The sequence below is a fragment of the Leminorella richardii genome, assembly GCF_900478135.1.
Classification (GTDB): Bacteria; Pseudomonadota; Gammaproteobacteria; order Enterobacterales; family Enterobacteriaceae; genus Leminorella; species Leminorella richardii.
Window position 1 is genome coordinate 2,540,014 of record NZ_LS483470.1, and the last position, 18,108, is coordinate 2,558,121.

The window sequence follows — 18,108 nt, forward strand, 5'->3', positions numbered from 1 at the left end:
CCACTGTTGATGGGGGAATGGCCTCCCCCTACACACTGGAGAAAAAAATGGATCAAGTTCAGGACATACCCAAAGTCGCCGATCTGTGTGACGCCTATCGCAGCACCGTGAAAGTGCTGTCCCCCATCTTTTATGACTTCGGCGGCAAGGCCAGCTTCAGCGGCCCGGCGGTCACCGTAAAATGCTTTGAAGACAACACGGCCGTTAAGGCCCTGTCGCTAACAGAAGGCCACGGCCGCGTACTGGTGGTTGATGGCGGCGGCAGCCCGCGCTGCGCTCTGTTAGGAGACAATCTGGCGATGAACCTGCTCAATAACGGCTGGCTGGGCGCCGTTATTTACGGCTACATACGCGACCGCGCCGAGCTGGCAGCCCTGCCTATTGGCATCAAAGCACTTGGTGCCAACCCTCTAAGATCCGCTAAAGAAGCACCCGGCGTAGTGGGCAATCCCGTTGAATTTGCCGGGCAAATCATTCAAAACGGTGACGTTATTTATGCCGACGAGGATGGGATTATTATTTTGAATCATCGGTAAGAAGCACTGGCTGGTTAGTTTTTAGGGTAAACCTGACAAATTAATGACGGCGAATGTTCTGACTACAAAATATTTCGACCACAAAAAGAAAGCCCCGGTCATTTCCGGGGCTGAAGATTATTTCATCAATTTCAAGTTAACTTTTCGGTGCTTTTTTTTGAGCTTGATAAAAATTCTCGTGCGGCTCTAAACTCAAAAGGTACAACTCAATTTTATTTTCTACCCAGCTATAGCCAAGCAGCGTCAATTGATTATTTAACTTAAATTTATGTACCCTCAGATAGCTTAGATCCCCTTTCTTTTGTTCCCCTAATTCAGGGTTGTCTACGATCTTATCAATCTCATCTTCTACTATTTGCTGCAGTTTCTCAGGCAGTTTATCTAATGCCTTTTCAAAACGGTTTGATTGATAAACATCAATCTCCCGATTTTGGGGTCCTTCTGACATATCGACTTACCTTCTGGTTATCGACTTCACCCTTTGCCAGCAGGGTTTCAAGAATGAAGCTATACGGCAAATCTGGGTTATCTTCAGCGATTCGGCCGATTTTCGCCCAGTGTTCAATTTGCTTAGGAACACTTCTACTTGAAGCCTCTGCATAGATCTTAACGTCAGTAACGAAGTCATCATCTAGACGGACGCTTGTGGCCATGGTTCATACCTCAACGTTGATAAATGTGTGGTCAGCACATATAAAACTTATCGCATCAAGTCGCTTTATGCAACAATTTGTCGCATAAATCACTTATAAAAAAGAACCGCAACGTTATCCGTTACGGCTCTCTTAACAACCTAGCTGGCAAACATTTTTTAGAGTGTCTAATAACCCCTATTACCGATACGTCGGCAATACGTTTAGCGAAGAGAGAATATGCGCCAGCATAGTCAGCACGCCAAAGGCGATAACGATGTACACCAGCGGTGTGCCGCCCCAGGTGCGAAACATCGGATTACCGAACTTGACGCGGGAAGCTTTTGCCAGCAGTGCCGGAACGATAATCGCCCATACCGCAAACGCCAGCCCGGCATAGCCAATAGCATACAGGAAGCCGTTTGGATAAATAGAGCACAGCAGCGCCGGAGGAATATAGGTGACCAGCGCCGTTTTGGCTCGTCCGCCGTTGTCATCTTTGAATTTACACAGGTCGGCAATGTAGTCAAACAGCCCCAACGTTGCCCCCAGCATTGAACTTGCCACCGCGAAGTTGGCAAAGAAGGTCAGAATGACGTCCATTGATGCGCTGTTGAGAATGCCGCCCATCGCGGTAATAAAGACGTCAATGTTGCCACCCTGCGCGATGATGGGCTTAAAGTCAGCGCGGGATATGTTGCCCATCGTACAGTAAAGCCAGAACGCATAGAGAAACAGCGCAAACAGCGTACCGATCAAAATACAGGACACGATACGCTTTGGATCTTTTCCATAGTGTTTCACCAGGCTCGGCACGTTACCGTGAAAGCCGAACGAAACGATACAGAACGGCAGCGTCATCAGCAGATAAGGCAGATAGGTCGTACCCTGCGGCGCTATCAGATCCATCAGATTATCGACTTGTACATAGCCGAGCAGGCTGGCGAAAGTCATAAAGAAGGCGATGAACTTGCCTAGCAGAAGGATCGTCGTAATGCGGCTTACTGCCGTTGAACTCCACCAAACGATGAAGGCAACGACAACTGTGAAGATGACTCCTGTCACTCGGGAGGATATGCCTAAGTTCAGATAGTGCGTCAGAGTTTGGGAGATAACTGCTGCACTACCGGATATATAGGCATAGGCGAGAATATAAAGAACAAACGCGAAGGTAAAGTTGGTCACCAGATTCCAGAATCTCCCCAACAGATCCTTGGTTAATGTGTCAAAACTGGCGCCAATGCGATAGTTAAGGTTGGCTTCAAGCAGCATAAAGCCAGCCATAATCATAATAAAACAGGTAACGACAAGAACAGCTAAAGACCACGAAAACCAAATACCGGACATAGCTACCGGCAAAGAAAACATTCCGGCGCCGACAACGGTCGCGGTGGTAATCATCGCCCCGCCGATAACCGATTTGCCTTTACTCTGGGCAGAGCTTTGACTCTCTACGCTGACCGTCATAATCGATTCCTTTATTGCAAATTTTAAGTGGAAAAAACCTTTTCATGACCCAGACTGTGAAGCTCCAGACAATAACGCCCTTCATCCGCCCGAATGAAGGGCGCTTCCTTTATCCCCTAAGGGAAAACGCCTTACTTGAGAGGCTCAAAGCGAGCGGTGAAGAAGCGTAAGAACTTAGGCTCATACACCATGTCCAGCCCTTTGATATTCTCGCGGTTCTTGTACAGGCGAATGACTGACTCAGCAACAATATCCAGATGCGCGTAGGTGTATACGCGACGAGGAATTGTCAGGCGAACCAGCTCGAGCTTCGGCATGTGGTTTTTACCGGTTTTCTTGTCGCGCCCGGCGGAAATGATGCCCCGCTCCATGCTGCGAACGCCGGAGTCGATGTACAGCTCAGCCGCCAGCGACTGCGCAGGGAACTGCTCCTGAGGCACGTGCGGCAGGAACGCCTTGGCATCCAGGAACACCGCATGGCCGCCAACAGGCCTAACGATAGGTACACCAGCGGAGGTCAGTTTGTCTGCCAGATAGTAGCACTGGGCAATACGGTGCTGAATGTAGGCAAAGTCCACTGACTCAACGATACCGCGAGCCATGGCTTCCATATCGCGCCCGGCCAGGCCACCGTATGAAGGCATGCCTTCATACAGCACCACCATTTCACAGGCTTTTTGATACAGTTCGTCGTCGTTCATGCACAGGAAGCCGCCGATGTTAACCAGACAGTCCTTCTTGCCGCTCATGGTGCAGCCGTCAGAGTAGCCCATCATTTCTTTCAGGATGGCGGCGATAGTGGCGTCTTTGTACTCAGGCTCACGCTCTTTAATGAAGTAGGCGTTCTCAACGCAGCGAGTTGCATCGTACATCACCAGAATACCGTGCTTACGGCACAGCTTGCTGACTTCACGCATGTTGGCCATGCTAACTGGCTGACCACCCGCCAGGTTTACCGTAACGGCCAGGCAAACATAGGGGATCTTGTCAGCGCCAACTTCGTTAATCAGCTTTTCCAGCTTGGAGACATCGATGTTGCCCTTAAACGGCAGCTCTTTTTGTGAGTCGTGCGCTTCGTCGATGATGATGTCAACGAAGGTGGCGCCGTTGCGCTCTTGGTGGGCACGCGTGGTGGTGAAGTACATGTTGCCCGGTACATAGTCGCCGTCTTTGATCAGCAGCGAAGAGAGCAGGTTTTCGGCACCGCGCCCCTGATGGGTCGGTACTACGTGCTTATAGCCGTAGTATTCGGCAACCACGTCCTGCAGATGATAGAAGTTGGCGCTACCGGAATAGGCTTCATCTCCCAGCATCATCCCCGCCCACTGGTTGTCGCTCATTGCAGTGGTGCCGCTGTCGGTCAGCAGGTCAATATAGGTTTGTTTTGACTGTAGCAGGAACGTGTTGTAGCCAGCGTCTTTAATATACTGCAAGCGCTGCTCGCGAGTGGTCATTGCAATTGGTTCAACGACTTTAATTTTATAGGGTTCAGCTGGATATGACATGATACTTTCCTCATTTGGCTATTTTATTAATAACGTTTATTCCGGACGCTTTTATTTTTACTTTTTACGTTATCTTTTCAATAGCGTTGCCCAATGCCATAAAAACCCTTTCTGTAATATTATTATTACGAGTGCCATTTTAATGAAATTTCATTTAAACACCGCTTATCATCCCTCGCTCAAGTATAAATAGGTCCATTTCCGTGATAGAAGTCATACTTTAAATTAAACACACGTCGTAAGTTACATTACAGATGTCGTTTGGACACTTAATTTTTTATGTACATAATATTTTACACTGGATAGGACTTTTAAATTAATTAAATATCAATTAAATACATAAATATCAGCCAGGCAACAAAAAATTGAGACCCAGGTCAATTGACTACAGCGATTAAAGATGGTTACCTCGCGGGGGGGTAAATTTCATCTAAAAATACCGCTAAAAAAGCGAAAATATAAGATAATTAGTTCAATAAAGAGTAAGTTAAAAAGGAAATAGCGCTCAATCAATAAATAATAACCAAGCGCTATTCATTATTAATATATGAAATTTATAATGGGTTAGTAAAAATAGAGTGATAGGATTTACTGATAGGCTGTGAGTATTCTACTGTATTAATAATTTAAATATGTTTATTGGAGTTAACAATATGGGCAATATAAATCATCCATAAAGTCGTCCGGATTAATATTTTTATCAGGCACAAGAATAGTCATTTTGCCATGTTTTTCACATTCAATCTCTTGAAAGCCCCCCTGTTGAATAAGATAGCTAGTGTCTAAATCACTCCAGCCACACCATGGGCAGCATTGAATGTGTGCATCAGTGTTTGCAGCAATCTCCAACTCCCAGTTACATTCTCCACATTGAATTCTTTGAATGGTTTTAGCATTCATTAAAATTCTAACGCTAGGCTTCATGATGGCGCCCTTTTAGTGAAGGAGACTGCTGCTCTGCGGTTAAGCCCATTGGATCCAGAGTTAAACCTTAGCTTCAGCTCTGTTTAAAGACTCAAGAGCCATTGTCGCTATCCGGCTGCGCTCTGACCCCTCGGCCTCTTTGCTGATGACTCTTAACAGCTTTTCAATGATTGACTGCCTGTCTATCGGTAAATTTTTGTCGCACAGCTTTACAACCATTTCACCAATAATTTGCTGAATTGCTTCTTTTGCGCTCGCCATAGCCCACCTCATTGATTAATGGAATACTCATTAAGCTATATTCATCTTTCTTATTCAAGGAGTAATTGTGGAAGAGTACGACTCTCTTTCGTTTCTGCGCAGTGCGCAACAAAGAGGGCAAATAAGCGCATAGGGCAGAGAGGATTACACACAAATACCACTTTACCTCCCTTAAAGCCCCCCCTTCTAACCCTCTCCTCACCCTATCTACACGTTTTAGTACTCAAAGTGGTGCATTTCCCCCTTTTTCGCCACTTCTATAGCGATAGTAAGAAAAAAGAAAAAAAAAATCCCGCGCGGGACACCCGGCGCGGGACTTTATTAACGAGCTAAGACGTTAGCGAATTACGCTTGGCCTTTAACTTCTTTCAGACCGTTGAACGGTGCACGGTCGCCCAGCACTTCTTCGATACGGATCAGCTGGTTGTACTTGGCTACGCGGTCAGAGCGGCTCATAGAACCGGTCTTGATCTGGCCAGCAGCAGTACCAACAGCCAGATCGGCGATGGTAGCATCTTCAGTTTCACCTGAACGGTGAGAAATCACAGCGGTGTAGCCTGCGTCTTTCGCCATCTTGATAGCGGCCAGCGTTTCGGTCAGAGAACCGATCTGGTTGAACTTGATCAGGATAGAGTTAGCGATGCCTTTCTCGATGCCTTCTTTCAGGATCTTGGTGTTAGTTACGAACAGGTCGTCACCCACCAGCTGGATTTTGTCGCCCAGCACTTTGGTCTGGTAAGCAAAGCCAGCCCAGTCAGACTCGTCCAGACCGTCTTCGATAGACACGATCGGATACTGCTTGGTCAGCTCTTCGAGGAAGTGAGTGAACTCTTCAGAAGTGAACGCTTTGTTGCCTTCACCGGCCAGAACGTACTTGCCGTCTTTGTAGAATTCAGACGCGGCACAGTCCATCGCCAGAGTGATGTCTTTGCCCAGCACGTAGCCAGCGGCTTTAACGGCTTCAGCGATAACAGCCAGTGCTTCAGCGTTGGAGCCCAGGTTTGGCGCATAGCCGCCTTCGTCACCTACGGCAGTGTTCATGCCTTTGCCTTTCAGCACTTTTGCCAAGTGATGGAAAACTTCAGAACCCATGCGTACGGCTTCTTTCAGCGTTTTCGCGCCAACTGGCTGGATCATGAACTCTTGGATATCAACGTTGTTGTCAGCGTGCTCGCCGCCGTTGATGATGTTCATCATTGGCAGAGGCATAGAATATTTACCTGGGGTGCCGTTCAGCTCGGCAATGTGCTCATACAGCGGCATGCCTTTAGAGGCAGCAGCGGCTTTTGCAGCAGCCAGTGATACAGCCAGAATAGCGTTAGCGCCGAAGTTGGATTTGTTATCAGTACCGTCCAGCTCGATCATGATACGGTCAATGTTGGCCTGATCTTTTGCATCTTTGCCAACGATAGCCTGAGCGATTGGGCCATTAACGGCGCCAACGGCCTTCAGAACGCCTTTACCCAGGAAGCGAGACTTGTCACCGTCACGAAGCTCTAACGCTTCGCGAGAGCCGGTGGAGGCGCCTGACGGCGCAGCGGCTAGACCTACAAAACCGCCTTCTAAATGCACTTCCGCTTCAACGGTCGGATTGCCACGAGAGTCGATAATTTCACGACCGAGCACTTTAACGATTTTGGACATTCGGTTTTCCTCTAGTCACACGTTGATTTAACAACAAACTGTAGACAACGGCGGCTCAGCCGCCACGCGTCCCGCTCTGCTTGGGCAATAAACGCCAGGACTGTATCACTGGCGTTTTATTGCTTTGCCCTTCAGAAGCGGGCCTTCCTGAAAATACCTGACTATACCCGCCATACTTCAACTCGAAATACTTAAGGTATAACTGACCGCGCTTAGTCGCACTCGCCGCTGCGGCACTTTTGATACTCACCGGCGGCTTTGACGAAACCGGCAAACAGCGGATGGCCGTCTCTCGGCGTCGACGTAAACTCCGGGTGGAACTGACTGGCTACAAACCAAGGATGGTCAGGAAGCTCAATAATTTCCACCAGCTTGTGGTCAGCGGAACGCCCCGCAACTCGCAGCCCAGCCGCTTCAATCTGCGGCAGCAGCATGTTGTTCACCTCATAGCGGTGACGGTGACGTTCTAAAATTGTCGGTTCGCCATACAGCTTACGCGACAGGCTGCCTTCTGTCAGATGACACGGCTGGCTGCCTAAGCGCATGGTGCCGCCCAAATCGCTCTCTTCGGTACGAACCTCTACATTCCCTTCTTCATCGCGCCATTCAGTGATAAGCGCAATAACCGGGTATTTGCAGTCCGGCACAAATTCAGTCGAATTGGCGTCGGCCATGCCGACAACGTTTCGGGCAAACTCCATCATCGCCACCTGCATGCCTAAACAGATCCCCAGATAGGGCACCTTGTTCTCGCGAGCATAGCGCGCGGCGGTAATTTTGCCTTCCACACCGCGGTAGCCGAAACCACCGGGAACCAGAATCGCATCAAGGCCGGAAAGAATTTCTTCACCCTTGGCTTCGACGTCCTGCGAATCGATTAGCTTTATATTAACGCTGAATCGATTCTTCAGTCCACCATGCTTTAATGCTTCGATGACAGATTTATACGCATCAGGCAGTTCAACGTACTTGCCGACCATGCCAATCGTCACTTCACGGGTAGGATTAGACTCTTCATAAATAACCTGTTCCCACTCGGCCAGGTTGGCTTCTGGGCAGGAAAGGTGGAATCTTTTACAGATAAACTCGTCAAGACCCTGAGATTTCAGCAGGCCAGGGATCTTATAAATGGAGTCAACGTCTTTCAGAGAAATAACCGCTTTCTCAGGTACGTTACAGAACAGTGCAATCTTGGCGCGTTCGTTAGCCGGGATGGCGCGGTCAGAACGGCACACCAGAATGTCTGGCTGAATGCCGATAGACAGCAGCTCTTTCACCGAGTGCTGAGTCGGCTTGGTTTTCACCTCACCGGACGCCGCCAGATAAGGCACCAGCGTCAGGTGCATAAACAGCGTGTGCTCGCGGCCGATTTCCACCGCCATCTGGCGGATAGCCTCAAGGAACGGCAGGGATTCGATATCACCCACTGTGCCGCCGACTTCCACCAGCGCAACGTCGTGACCTTCTGCACCGGCAATAACCCGCTCTTTAATGGCGTTGGTAATATGGGGAATCACCTGCACAGTGGCGCCCAAATAGTCGCCGCGGCGCTCTTTGCGCAGCACGTCGGAATAAATGCGGCCAGTAGTGAAGTTGTTGCGGCGGGTCATCTTGGTGCGAATAAAGCGCTCGTAGTGCCCCAAGTCCAGATCGGTTTCGGCACCGTCCTCGGTAACAAACACTTCGCCGTGCTGAATAGGACTCATGGTGCCTGGATCGAGGTTAATGTAGGGATCCAGCTTCATCATTGTGACGTTTAGGCCACGAGCCTCAAGAATAGCGGCAAGAGAAGCGGCTGCAATGCCTTTGCCGAGTGAGGATACAACCCCACCTGTTACGAATATGTAATTAGTAGCCATGCTGAACCTGAAGGTTAGGTTTATAAAGACGAAAAAAGAGAAGTACTAGGACGGGAAAGCAGTATACCAGAGCCTTCCCGCCACAACAATTAATGAAAGCCAAACGGGGAAAAATTTCGGGCATCTGCCCAGCGGCAGGCGCTACTCCTTTGTCTGGCGTTCCTCTTCTTTGACTTGGTGCCACACCATGTCCATTTCTTGCAGCGACGCCTGCTCTAACGATTTTCCTGACGCTTTGACAATCTCCTCAACGCGGCGGAAACGGCGCTCAAACTTGCGGTTCGCTACCTGTAGCGCGCTTTCGGCCTTATGGCCAAGATGGCGAGACAGATTTACCGTCGCAAACAGCAGGTCGCCCAGCTCTTCTTCCAGTTTAGACTCATCAATCACCGCCTGCCTGGCTTCGTGCATCACCTCTTCCAGCTCTTCATGCACTTTATCCACTACGGGGCCAAGGGTCGTCCAGTCAAAGCCGACGTTTGCACAGCGCTTCTGAATTTTATGCGCCTTCATCAGCGCGGGCAGCGCGTCAGGAATATCGTCCATCACAGAAAACTGCGCCTTCTTTTCTCGCTCTGCGCTTTTGCGCTGCTCCCACTCAACGCTGACACTCTGAGCATCTTCTACGTTCAAATCGCCAAACACGTGGGGATGGCGGCGTACCAGCTTGTCGCTGATAGCGTTACAAACGTCGTTAAAGTCAAAGCGCCCCTCTTCCTGCGCCATGCGGGCGTAAAACACGATCTGGTAAAGCAAATCCCCCAGCTCATCGCGCAAATCGCTAAAGTCAGCCCGCTGAATAGCATCCAGCACTTCATAGGTTTCTTCCAGCGTATAGGGGGCGATGGTGTTGAACGTCTGTGCCTTATCCCATGGGCAGCCGCCTTCGGGCGCTCTCAGGGTGTCCATAATGCCCAGCAGGCGATCTATTGGGGTCACGTTACTCATCTCTTTGTCTGCATTAACAGTAAATGGGGATAGCGCTGGTTCCAACTAGCGCCGACTGACACAGGTTTATCAGCCCCATCGCTCTCGACGGGGCTGATATCCAATTAGGAACTACTTGCTGCCCAAGCGCTTGGCTTCGATGATGTCCGGCAGTTGGTTAATCCGGGACAGCACACGAGACAGCGCCTGAAGGTTATAAAGCTCAATTTCCATATCAATGGTGGCCATCTGCTTTTTCACATCGCTGCGGCTGGACACGCTCAGAACATTCACCTTTTCGTTCGCCAAGATGGTGGTAATGTCGCGCAGCAGGCCGCTGCGATCGTTGGCAACCACTCGCACTACCAGCGAATAGCCGCTGGAGTAGCAGTCGCCCCATACGGCTTCCACGAGGCGCTCAGGGGCGTGTGTCTTAAGCTCTTGCAACTGGTCACAGTCGGCCCGGTGGATGGAAATCCCCCGGCCCTGAGTAATAAAACCAACAATGTCGTCGCCGGGGATCGGCTGACAGCAGCGGGCAATGTGGTGCATCAGGTTACCCACGCCCTCAACAATGATCTGGCTATTGTTTTTGGCATTGCGCTGCTGTGCCGCCGCCGTCTTCTGATTGAGCTGACGCAGCGCTTCCCGATCGGCCTCTTCTGCGGTCGGTTGATTAAACTTACTTTGCAGGAAGTTCACCAACTGGTTAAGGCGAATATCACCGCCGCCAATGCCTGCCAGCACTTCATCAAACGAGTGGACGTTGTAGCGCGGCACCAGCAGCTTTTCAGCCTCTTTAAAGCTGATGTTCAGCCGCTCCAGCTCTTCGTCCAGCATTTGCCGCCCGGCCACGACGTTTTTATCGCGATCCTGCTTTTTAAACCACGCCTGGATCTTGGCTCTCGCCCGCCCGCTGTTAACAAACCCTTGGTTAGGGTTTAACCAGTCACGGCTTGGGTTCGGCTGCTTCTGGGTGATAATTTCAATCTGATCGCCCATCTGCAGCTGATAGGTGAACGGCACAATGCGGCCGCCGATTTTCGCGCCGATACAGCGGTGGCCGACGTCACTATGAATGTGGTAGGCAAAGTCCAGCGGCGTTGAGCCTGTGGGCAGGTCGATAACGTCGCCCTTAGGAGTAAAGACATACACGCGGTCGTCGAATACCTGACTTCTAACCTCGTCAAGCATTTCGCCGCTGTCGGACATCTCCTCCTGCCAGGCGATAAGCTTACGCAGCCAGGCAATGCGTTCTTCGTAGCCAGAACGGCCGGACACCGCTCCCTCTTTGTACTTCCAGTGTGCCGCAACGCCCAGTTCAGCGTCTTCATGCATCTGTCGAGTGCGGATCTGGATTTCTACCGCCTGCCCCTTCGGCCCGAAGACAACGGTATGAATTGACTGATAGCCGTTCGGCTTAGGGTTGGCAACGTAATCATCAAATTCGCTAGGCAGGTGGCGGAAGTGGGTATGAACAATCCCCAGCGCGGCATAGCAGTCCTGTAAGCGCTCCACCACAATACGCACCGCTCGCACGTCATACAGCTCTTCAAACGCTAGCGACTTCTTCTGCATTTTGCGCCAGATGCTGTAGATATGCTTCGGCCGGCCGTAGATTTCTCCTTGAATGCCCTCTTCTTTCATGGACTCGCGCAGGGTCTTCACAAAGTTATCAATATAGACTTCTCGGTCGATACGCCGCTCGTGCAGCAGGTTGGCAATCTTTTTATATTCATCCGGATGCAGATAGCGGAAACAGAAATCTTCCATTTCCCACTTCAGTTGGCCAATCCCAAGTCGGTTAGCCAACGGCGCATAAATGTTAAAACACTCTTTAGCAGCAAGAACCCGAATCTCTTCCGATTCGTCCTTTACCTCTCTCAGGTGGGCGATGCGTTCCGCCAGCTTGATGACCACGCAGCGAAAATCTTCCACCATCGCCAGCAGCATGCGGCGCACGTTATCCACCTGAACGGAGCCATTGTTGCCGCTTTGGGTAGCTTTGAGTTGACGTATCGCGTCCATTTCCAGCACGCCGTGCACCAGATTGGCGACGTCGTTGCCGAACTGCTCTTTCAGCGTTTCGTCATCAAGAATGCCTTCGTCCGCTAGCGGGAACAGCAGCGCTGCCCGCTGGCTATCGATATCCATGCTCAGGGTGGCGAGAATTTCCACAACCTCCAGCCCCCGCCAAAGCAGCAGAGAGGCATCCGGCTTGTCTTTCACTCGCTGTTCGCAATACCGCCAGGTCGCCGCCAAACGTTCGCCCTGTTCTGGATTGACAATGCCCAGATTAGCGATCCATTTATCCAGCTCAAACTCACCGGCTGTATTCAAATGGGCACTTCTTACCGCAACCATAACGCTTCCTCACTGCTTACTACTTTGAGAGATTTGACTGACACACAAACAGCGCCATTGACTCAACGTGCCCGGTCTGCGGGAACATATCAAGTATGCGCAGACCGCCAAGCGCATAGCCGCCTTCTAGCAGCGCTTTGCTGTCCCTAACCAGCGTTTGCGGGTTACAGGAAACGTACACAATGCGCTTAGGAGCAAGTCTGACTATCTGCGCCATTGCCTCAGCGGCCCCGGCGCGGGCGGGGTCTAGCAACACTTTATCAAATCCCTGACGCGCCCACGACTGTTTACTGACGTCCTCTTCCAGATTGTGGTGTAAAAAAGTGACATTATCCAGACCGTTGTCCTTTGCGTTCTGCTGCCCGCGAGCCACCAGCGAATCAACACCCTCGACGCCCACGACCTCTTTAGCCCTTTTCGCTATCGGCAGCGTAAAGTTTCCCATACCGCAGAACAGGTCCAGAACTCTATCCGTCGGCTGTAAATCCAGCCAGGCCAGCGCCTGTTCAACCATCCGCTGGTTAACGCCCGCGTTGACCTGAATAAAATCGCGCGGGTTAAACCCCAGCGTCAGGCCGTCCAGAAGATAATGAGGCTCCAAGCCCGTTAGCCGTTCCAGCACGTCACCTTCCCCGGCCAGCCAGACGGCTACGCCAAAAGCTTCAGCAAACGCCATCAGTCGCTGACGATCGCCGTCAGACATTGGGACTAAGTGCCGAAGCACCAGCAAAGGCCCGCTGTCTGCCTTCACCAGTTCCGCATGCCCCAATTTTTTCACACTGCCTAAAGAGGAAAGGCATTGGTTAAGAGGTTCCAGCAGCGCGTCTAACTCAGGCTCCAAAACCGGGCAGTGCGCGATGTTAACTACATCGTTAGACATCTGCTGACGAAACCCCATCACCAGACGCTTTTCCTTCGTCGAATACTGTAAACCAAAGCGCGCCCGACGCCGGTAGCCGTAATCAGAGGCAAAAATGGCCTCTTCCTGTTGAACGGACAGCCCCGTCTCCCGTAAAAACAGCTGGCTGAGAGCGTGAGATTTGCTCTTCTGCTGCAGCGCTGACGACGCGTGCTGTTGATTACAGCCACCGCAAACGCCGTAGTGCAGGCATGGAGGTACTACCCGCTGGTCGCTGGAGGAAAGACGGCGCACAGTTTTCGCTCTGGCGTAGCTGCGCTTATCCTCATAAATACGGACTTCGACACGCTCCTCTGGCAGCGCATCAGTCACAAAAATCGTTTTTCCCTCGTGGCGAGCCACGCCTTGTCCTTGTGTATCGAGCTCATAAGGGGTAACAATAAGTTTCTGTTGTATCGCCTTCCTGCGGCTAGGCGAGTAGAATTGCACCATGGTGATATATAACCTAAATAGTTCAGGCGGCACACGCATCGCAAAAAACGCGGCAAACGCGTTTGCGGCCTGAAATAGGGCGGGTATCGCATCCCGTCACTGTGTTATGAAATAGCCTGATTCGCTACAGACAGTCGATTGTCCCATACTGGAACCCTATGACCAAATACAGCCTTCGCGCCCGAATGATGATTTTGATCCTCGCCCCGACGCTTCTTATTGGGCTTTTGATCAGCACATTTTTCGTGGTACACCGCTACAACGAGCTGCAAGACCAGCTAGTGGACTCGGGCTCGAGCATCATTGAGCCTCTCGCTATCGCCAGCGAGCACGGTATGACCTTCAGCAACCGCGAAGGCGTACGCCAGTTGGTCAGTATGCTGCACCGCCGTCATTCCAATATTGTACGGTCAATTGCCGTTTTCGACACGCAGAATCACCTGCTGGTCACGTCCAACTTTCATCAAAACTATGCACTGTTACAGCTGCCCAAGGGTACGCCTGTCCCCGATGACCTAACCGTTACTACCCGAGGCGACTCACTTATTCTGCGCACGCCTATCGTGTCGGAAAACCAGCTGCCTGATATGGACGTCAGCCTTGAACCAGGGCACAGAACGCTGGGCTATATCGCCATTGAGCTCGATTTACGCACCGTACGCCTACAGCAATATAAAGAGATCTTCGTAGCCACGCTGCTGCTAAGCCTCTGCCTGTGTATCGCGATGCTGTTTGCCTACCGATTGATGCGTGACGTTACAGGGCCCATCCGCAACATGGTCAACACCGTTGACCGCATTCGCCGAGGCCAGCTGGATAGCCGGGTTGAGGGCTATATGCTGGGCGAGCTTGATATGCTGAAGAACGGTATCAACTCAATGGCTATGTCGCTCACCGCCTATCATGAAGAGATGCAGCAAAACATCGATCAGGCCACGTCTGACCTGCGGGAAACGCTCGAGCAGATGGAGATCCAGAACGTAGAGCTGGATCTGGCGAAAAAGCGCGCTCAGGAAGCAGCGCGGATCAAATCAGAATTCTTAGCCAACATGTCGCATGAGCTTCGTACACCTCTTAACGGCGTAATAGGCTTTACCCGTCAGACGTTGAAAACCACGCTGACGCCGACGCAAACCGACTATCTGCAAACCATTGAGCGCTCTGCCAGCAACCTGCTGAATATCATCAACGACGTACTCGACTTCTCGAAGCTGGAAGCGGGCAAGCTCGTGCTTGAACATACACAGTTCTCCCTGCGCGATACCATTGATGAAACCGTTATTCTGCTGGCCCACGGTGCGCACGAGAAGGCGCTGGAGCTAACGCTGCACGTCGCCAATGACGTGCCCGACAGCGTGATCGGCGATCCTCTTCGCCTACAGCAGGTCATCATGAACCTGCTGGGTAACGCCATTAAATTTACCGAACAGGGCAATATCGACATCTACATTACGCTGCGTCACTTCTATGACAACAGCGTGGATCTTGAAGTGCAGGTCAAAGATACCGGCATCGGCATTTCCGACCGCCAGCAGTCACAGCTGTTCCAAGCCTTCCGTCAGGCCGATGCCAGCATTTCTCGCCGCCACGGCGGTACAGGGCTGGGGCTAGTGATTACTCAGCGTCTGGTCAGAGAGATGGGCGGCGATATCAGCTTCCAAAGCAAGCTGCATCAGGGCTCTACTTTCTGGTTCTACATTAATCTGGAGCGGGCGGACGGTGATATGCCTGAAGTCGTTCCCCATCTGGATAAAATTTCCGGCCAGCGCATTCTCTATATCGAAGAAAACGAAGGGGCAATGCAGGCCGCGCTGGAAATCTTTAGGGACGAGCCCGTCGAGGTTATCCCCTATCCCTGCTTTGAGCTTATCCCCGAACGGCATCAGGACTATGACGTTGTTCTTCTGGGGATGCCGGTTAACCTAATGGACGTTCAACACTACAAAGACAGCGTTATCAAAGAGGCGCTGAGCATTTCTCACCGCCTGATCTTGGCTATCCCTAATCGCCCGAATATCGACGTCGAGGCTTTGAAGCAGGCTGGTGCACAGGTTTGCCTGAGTAAACCGCTTTCCCGCAACCGCCTGTTCGACGCTCTGCTTAGCGCTCGCCCAGACCCGCTACTGCTAGTAGCAGAGCCGGTGAAAGATATCCACCTGCCGCTCACGGTAATGGCGGTGGACGATAATCCAGCTAACCTGAAGCTTATCGGCGTGCTGCTGAAAGACATCGTATCTCACGTCATCCTGTGTAACAGCGGTGAAGAGGCCATTGAACGGGCGAAGGATACGAACCTTGATATCATCCTGATGGATATCCAAATGCCTGAAATCGACGGCATTAAAGCGGCTGAGATCATACATAAGCTGCCAAACCATCTGACTACCCCTATTGTTGCCGTGACGGCCCACGCGGCCATCGGCGAGCGTGAACGGCTGATTGGCTGCGGCATGGACGACTATTTGGCTAAGCCAATTAATGAAGAAATGCTTATCGGCGTTCTGCAAACTCAGTGCCGCATCTCGCCGGAAGCGGACTTCCGTGCGGCAAAGCCCGCCGTTGAACAGGCCGCCCCAGTACAGGCTCCTGACGCTCCCTCAGAGCCCCCCCGCTCTCTAGACTGGCAGCTAGCCCTTACTCAGGCCGCCAATAAGGAAGATCTGGCCAAAGACCTGCTAAAAAGCCTGATTGAATTCCTGTCAGAGGTTGAAGCGCGAGTGCAGGCAGTGCTGGACGGCAATCCGGATGAGGATATCGTCAATCTCATTCACAAGCTGCACGGCAGCTCCAGCTACAGCGGCGTGCCGAGGCTGAAGCAGCTGTGTAACTATCTGGAAGGCCAGCTCAGAAACGGCACTACCGCCGCTGACCTAGAACCTGAGTGGCTTGAGCTGCTGGACGAATTCGAAAACGTGAGGCGAGAGGCAACTGCCTATATAGGCTGATGCTGTTCCCCATGAAAAAGCCCTCGTTCATTACGAGGGCTTTTTTGTTTATGGCTGCTTATACCTTCTGGTTTTTACTTCCTAGCCGCCAGCATCAGTGTCTTCATATCGGCTACTGCATCTTTCAGGCCAGACATCACCGCTCGGCCAATAATCGCATGACCAATATTCAGCTCATATATTTCCGGCAGCGCGGCAATCGCCTGCACGTTGTGGTAAGTCAGTCCATGGCCTGCGTTGACGCACAGCCCTTTGCCTTTCGCATAGCTGGCAGCGTGCGCAATTCTCTTCAGCTCTGCCTCACGGGCAATTTCCGTCACCGCGTCGGCATAATGGCCAGTATGGATCTCAATAAAGGTCGCGCCAGACGACACTGCTGCATCGATTTGCCGCACGTCAGCGTCGATAAACAGCGAAACGGCAATCCCTTCATCCATCAGCCGCCCCACTGCCACGGTCATCTTATCCAACTGACCGGCTACGTCCAGACCGCCTTCCGTCGTGACTTCCTGACGCTTTTCCGGCACTAGGCAGCAGAACGCGGGCTTTACGTCGCAGGCAATGCCGATCATTTCATCAGTAACCGCCATTTCCAGATTCATGCGCGTCTGTAGCGTTTCCCGCAGCAGGCGAACGTCGCGGTCAGTAATATGGCGTCGATCTTCACGCAGGTGCACAGTGATACCGTCTGCCCCGGCCTGCTCGGCAATAAACGCTGCCTGAACCGGATCGGGATATGCAGTGCCGCGCGCGTTACGTAACGTGGCTATGTGATCGATATTAACGCCTAACAGCAAGTCCGACATGATTTCTACCTCGAGCGTACAAAATAAAAAACGGTGCCGCAGCGCACCGCGGTGCAGCAGTCTGAAAACGATATCTCATTTTTACCGGATTTTTTGGTAAAAGAAAATCACATGGGACGTTTGGCGGGAATTAAATCGCGTAAAGCTGGGGCTACTCACCGTCAGCATCGGCTGACGGCCTGCGGGGAATGAACTGTCGAAAAAGCTCTCGGCTTTTCAGAGGCTTTCCACCCAAATAGGGCTTAAGCGCCATGCGGGTAAAGCGCTTGGCGGAACGCAGCGTTTCCTCATCGGGAAAATCTCGACTCGACAGTGCCGTCAAGTCTCGCCCGGTAAAAGAGTGACGGTCTATCACCAGACTGGCGATAAACCCCTTCTCTTCCCTATAGCGATAGGTCATCGTATCGCTGACCGGCTCACCGCTGCCGGCACAGTGTAGAAAATCGATGCCGTAGCCCAAGTGCTCAAGCAGCGCTAGCTCAAAGCGCCGCAGCGTGCGTTCAGGCGAGCCAGAGTCACCGGCAAGCTGCTGAATGCAGGCCAGATAGTCAAAAAACAGTGAGGAATAGGGAGTTTCGTCTTCCAGAACCCGTGAAAGCACTTCATTCACGTACAGGCCGCTGTAGAGAGTAATACCGGACAGCGGAAGCGCCAGCGAAACGGCTTCAGCACCGCGCAAAGTCTTTACGCCCCCCTTGCCGCCCCACCGCACCAGCAGCGGCGTAAAGGGCTGTAAACAGCCCTTTAGCTGAGAGCGACGGCTTCGAGCCCCTTTCGCCAGCGCCTTAATGCGGCCGTGGCTTTCAGTAAACAAATCCAGCATCAGGCTGGTTTCGCTATAGGGTCGCCCGTGCAGCACAAAAGCGCGTTGCCAGCCGTCCATCAGG

15 protein-coding genes are annotated in these 18,108 nt (G+C 51.7%); 2 read left to right on the plus strand and 13 right to left on the minus strand.

From position 1 onward, the window contains the following. Nucleotides 1-47 precede the first annotated feature (47 nt). Nucleotides 48-536 (plus strand): ribonuclease E activity regulator RraA, encoded by a 489-nt coding sequence (gene rraA / locus DQM29_RS11705; protein WP_111740859.1) that lies wholly within the window; start codon nucleotides 48-50, stop codon nucleotides 534-536. A gap of 136 nt (nucleotides 537-672) precedes the next feature. Here the strand turns inward: rraA and DQM29_RS11710 are convergent, their stop codons facing one another. The 11 genes from DQM29_RS11710 to rlmD form a co-directional block, all read right to left on the minus strand. Then, complete coding sequence (locus tag DQM29_RS11710) at nucleotides 673-984, minus strand: type II toxin-antitoxin system RelE/ParE family toxin (RefSeq protein ID WP_111740860.1); 312 nt, start codon at nucleotides 982-984, stop codon at nucleotides 673-675. After that, on the minus strand, nucleotides 953-1,189 hold the full coding sequence (locus DQM29_RS11715) for a ParD-like family protein (RefSeq protein ID WP_111740861.1): 237 nt from the start codon (nucleotides 1,187-1,189) through the stop codon (nucleotides 953-955). The genes DQM29_RS11710 and DQM29_RS11715 overlap by 32 nt, the downstream gene beginning before the upstream one ends. A gap of 180 nt (nucleotides 1,190-1,369) precedes the next feature. Next, nucleotides 1,370-2,635, minus strand: coding sequence for a tryptophan permease (gene mtr, locus DQM29_RS11720; protein WP_170126526.1), 1,266 nt, complete (start codon nucleotides 2,633-2,635; stop codon nucleotides 1,370-1,372). A gap of 131 nt (nucleotides 2,636-2,766) precedes the next feature. Next, nucleotides 2,767-4,140: a tyrosine phenol-lyase gene (locus DQM29_RS11725; protein ID WP_111740863.1), complete on the minus strand. Its 1,374-nt coding sequence runs from the start codon at nucleotides 4,138-4,140 to the stop codon at nucleotides 2,767-2,769. 645 nt (nucleotides 4,141-4,785) lie between these two features. After that, nucleotides 4,786-5,064, minus strand: coding sequence for a hypothetical protein (locus DQM29_RS11730; RefSeq protein WP_111740864.1), 279 nt, complete (start codon nucleotides 5,062-5,064; stop codon nucleotides 4,786-4,788). Between the two features lie 60 nt (nucleotides 5,065-5,124). Continuing rightward, on the minus strand, nucleotides 5,125-5,325 hold the full coding sequence (locus DQM29_RS11735) for a hypothetical protein (protein WP_111740865.1): 201 nt from the start codon (nucleotides 5,323-5,325) through the stop codon (nucleotides 5,125-5,127). A gap of 345 nt (nucleotides 5,326-5,670) precedes the next feature. Next, on the minus strand, nucleotides 5,671-6,969 hold the full coding sequence (gene eno, locus DQM29_RS11740; RefSeq protein ID WP_111740866.1) for a phosphopyruvate hydratase: 1,299 nt from the start codon (nucleotides 6,967-6,969) through the stop codon (nucleotides 5,671-5,673). Nucleotides 6,970-7,181: 212 nt separating this feature from the next. After that, nucleotides 7,182-8,828: a glutamine hydrolyzing CTP synthase gene (gene pyrG / locus DQM29_RS11745; RefSeq protein WP_111740867.1), complete on the minus strand. Its 1,647-nt coding sequence runs from the start codon at nucleotides 8,826-8,828 to the stop codon at nucleotides 7,182-7,184. 141 nt (nucleotides 8,829-8,969) lie between these two features. Then, entirely contained in the window at nucleotides 8,970-9,776 is an 807-nt protein-coding gene (gene mazG, locus DQM29_RS11750; protein WP_111740868.1) for a nucleoside triphosphate pyrophosphohydrolase, read from the minus strand. Nucleotides 9,777-9,887: 111 nt separating this feature from the next. Next, on the minus strand, nucleotides 9,888-12,119 hold the full coding sequence (relA, locus tag DQM29_RS11755) for a GTP diphosphokinase (protein WP_111740869.1): 2,232 nt from the start codon (nucleotides 12,117-12,119) through the stop codon (nucleotides 9,888-9,890). Nucleotides 12,120-12,138: 19 nt separating this feature from the next. Continuing rightward, nucleotides 12,139-13,470: a 23S rRNA (uracil(1939)-C(5))-methyltransferase RlmD gene (gene rlmD, locus DQM29_RS11760; protein ID WP_111740870.1), complete on the minus strand. Its 1,332-nt coding sequence runs from the start codon at nucleotides 13,468-13,470 to the stop codon at nucleotides 12,139-12,141. 158 nt (nucleotides 13,471-13,628) lie between these two features. Here rlmD and barA point away from each other — a divergent pair, with 158 nt between their 5' ends. Next, on the plus strand, nucleotides 13,629-16,415 hold the full coding sequence (gene barA, locus DQM29_RS11765) for a two-component sensor histidine kinase BarA (RefSeq protein ID WP_111740871.1): 2,787 nt from the start codon (nucleotides 13,629-13,631) through the stop codon (nucleotides 16,413-16,415). 74 nt (nucleotides 16,416-16,489) lie between these two features. On the opposite strand, the gene pdxJ is transcribed toward barA, so the two are convergent. Beyond that, nucleotides 16,490-17,221, minus strand: coding sequence for a pyridoxine 5'-phosphate synthase (gene pdxJ, locus DQM29_RS11770; protein ID WP_111740872.1), 732 nt, complete (start codon nucleotides 17,219-17,221; stop codon nucleotides 16,490-16,492). Nucleotides 17,222-17,372: 151 nt separating this feature from the next. Then, nucleotides 17,373-18,104 (minus strand): DNA repair protein RecO, encoded by a 732-nt coding sequence (gene recO, locus DQM29_RS11775; RefSeq protein ID WP_111740873.1) that lies wholly within the window; start codon nucleotides 18,102-18,104, stop codon nucleotides 17,373-17,375. Nucleotides 18,105-18,108: the final 4 nt, after the last annotated feature.

Excerpts from the sequence above, each read along its gene's own strand:
- DQM29_RS11730 (WP_111740864.1), bottom strand. The coding sequence starts at position 5,064 with ATGAAGCCTAGCGTTAGAATTTTAATGAATGCTAAAACCATTCAAAGA.
- pyrG (WP_111740867.1), bottom strand. The coding sequence starts at position 8,828 with ATGGCTACTAATTACATATTCGTAACAGGTGGGGTTGTATCCTCACTC.
- DQM29_RS11735 (WP_111740865.1), bottom strand. The coding sequence starts at position 5,325 with ATGGCGAGCGCAAAAGAAGCAATTCAGCAAATTATTGGTGAAATGGTT.
- eno (WP_111740866.1), bottom strand. The coding sequence starts at position 6,969 with ATGTCCAAAATCGTTAAAGTGCTCGGTCGTGAAATTATCGACTCTCGT.
- barA (WP_111740871.1), top strand. The coding sequence starts at position 13,629 with ATGACCAAATACAGCCTTCGCGCCCGAATGATGATTTTGATCCTCGCC.
- DQM29_RS11715 (WP_111740861.1), bottom strand. The coding sequence starts at position 1,189 with ATGGCCACAAGCGTCCGTCTAGATGATGACTTCGTTACTGACGTTAAG.
- relA (WP_111740869.1), bottom strand. The coding sequence starts at position 12,119 with ATGGTTGCGGTAAGAAGTGCCCATTTGAATACAGCCGGTGAGTTTGAG.
- recO (WP_111740873.1), bottom strand. The coding sequence starts at position 18,104 with ATGGACGGCTGGCAACGCGCTTTTGTGCTGCACGGGCGACCCTATAGC.
- pdxJ (WP_111740872.1), bottom strand. The coding sequence starts at position 17,221 with ATGTCGGACTTGCTGTTAGGCGTTAATATCGATCACATAGCCACGTTA.
- rraA (WP_111740859.1), top strand. The coding sequence starts at position 48 with ATGGATCAAGTTCAGGACATACCCAAAGTCGCCGATCTGTGTGACGCC.
- mtr (WP_170126526.1), bottom strand. The coding sequence starts at position 2,635 with ATGACGGTCAGCGTAGAGAGTCAAAGCTCTGCCCAGAGTAAAGGCAAA.
- mazG (WP_111740868.1), bottom strand. The coding sequence starts at position 9,776 with ATGAGTAACGTGACCCCAATAGATCGCCTGCTGGGCATTATGGACACC.
- rlmD (WP_111740870.1), bottom strand. The coding sequence starts at position 13,470 with ATGGTGCAATTCTACTCGCCTAGCCGCAGGAAGGCGATACAACAGAAA.
- DQM29_RS11710 (WP_111740860.1), bottom strand. The coding sequence starts at position 984 with ATGTCAGAAGGACCCCAAAATCGGGAGATTGATGTTTATCAATCAAAC.
- DQM29_RS11725 (WP_111740863.1), bottom strand. The coding sequence starts at position 4,140 with ATGTCATATCCAGCTGAACCCTATAAAATTAAAGTCGTTGAACCAATT.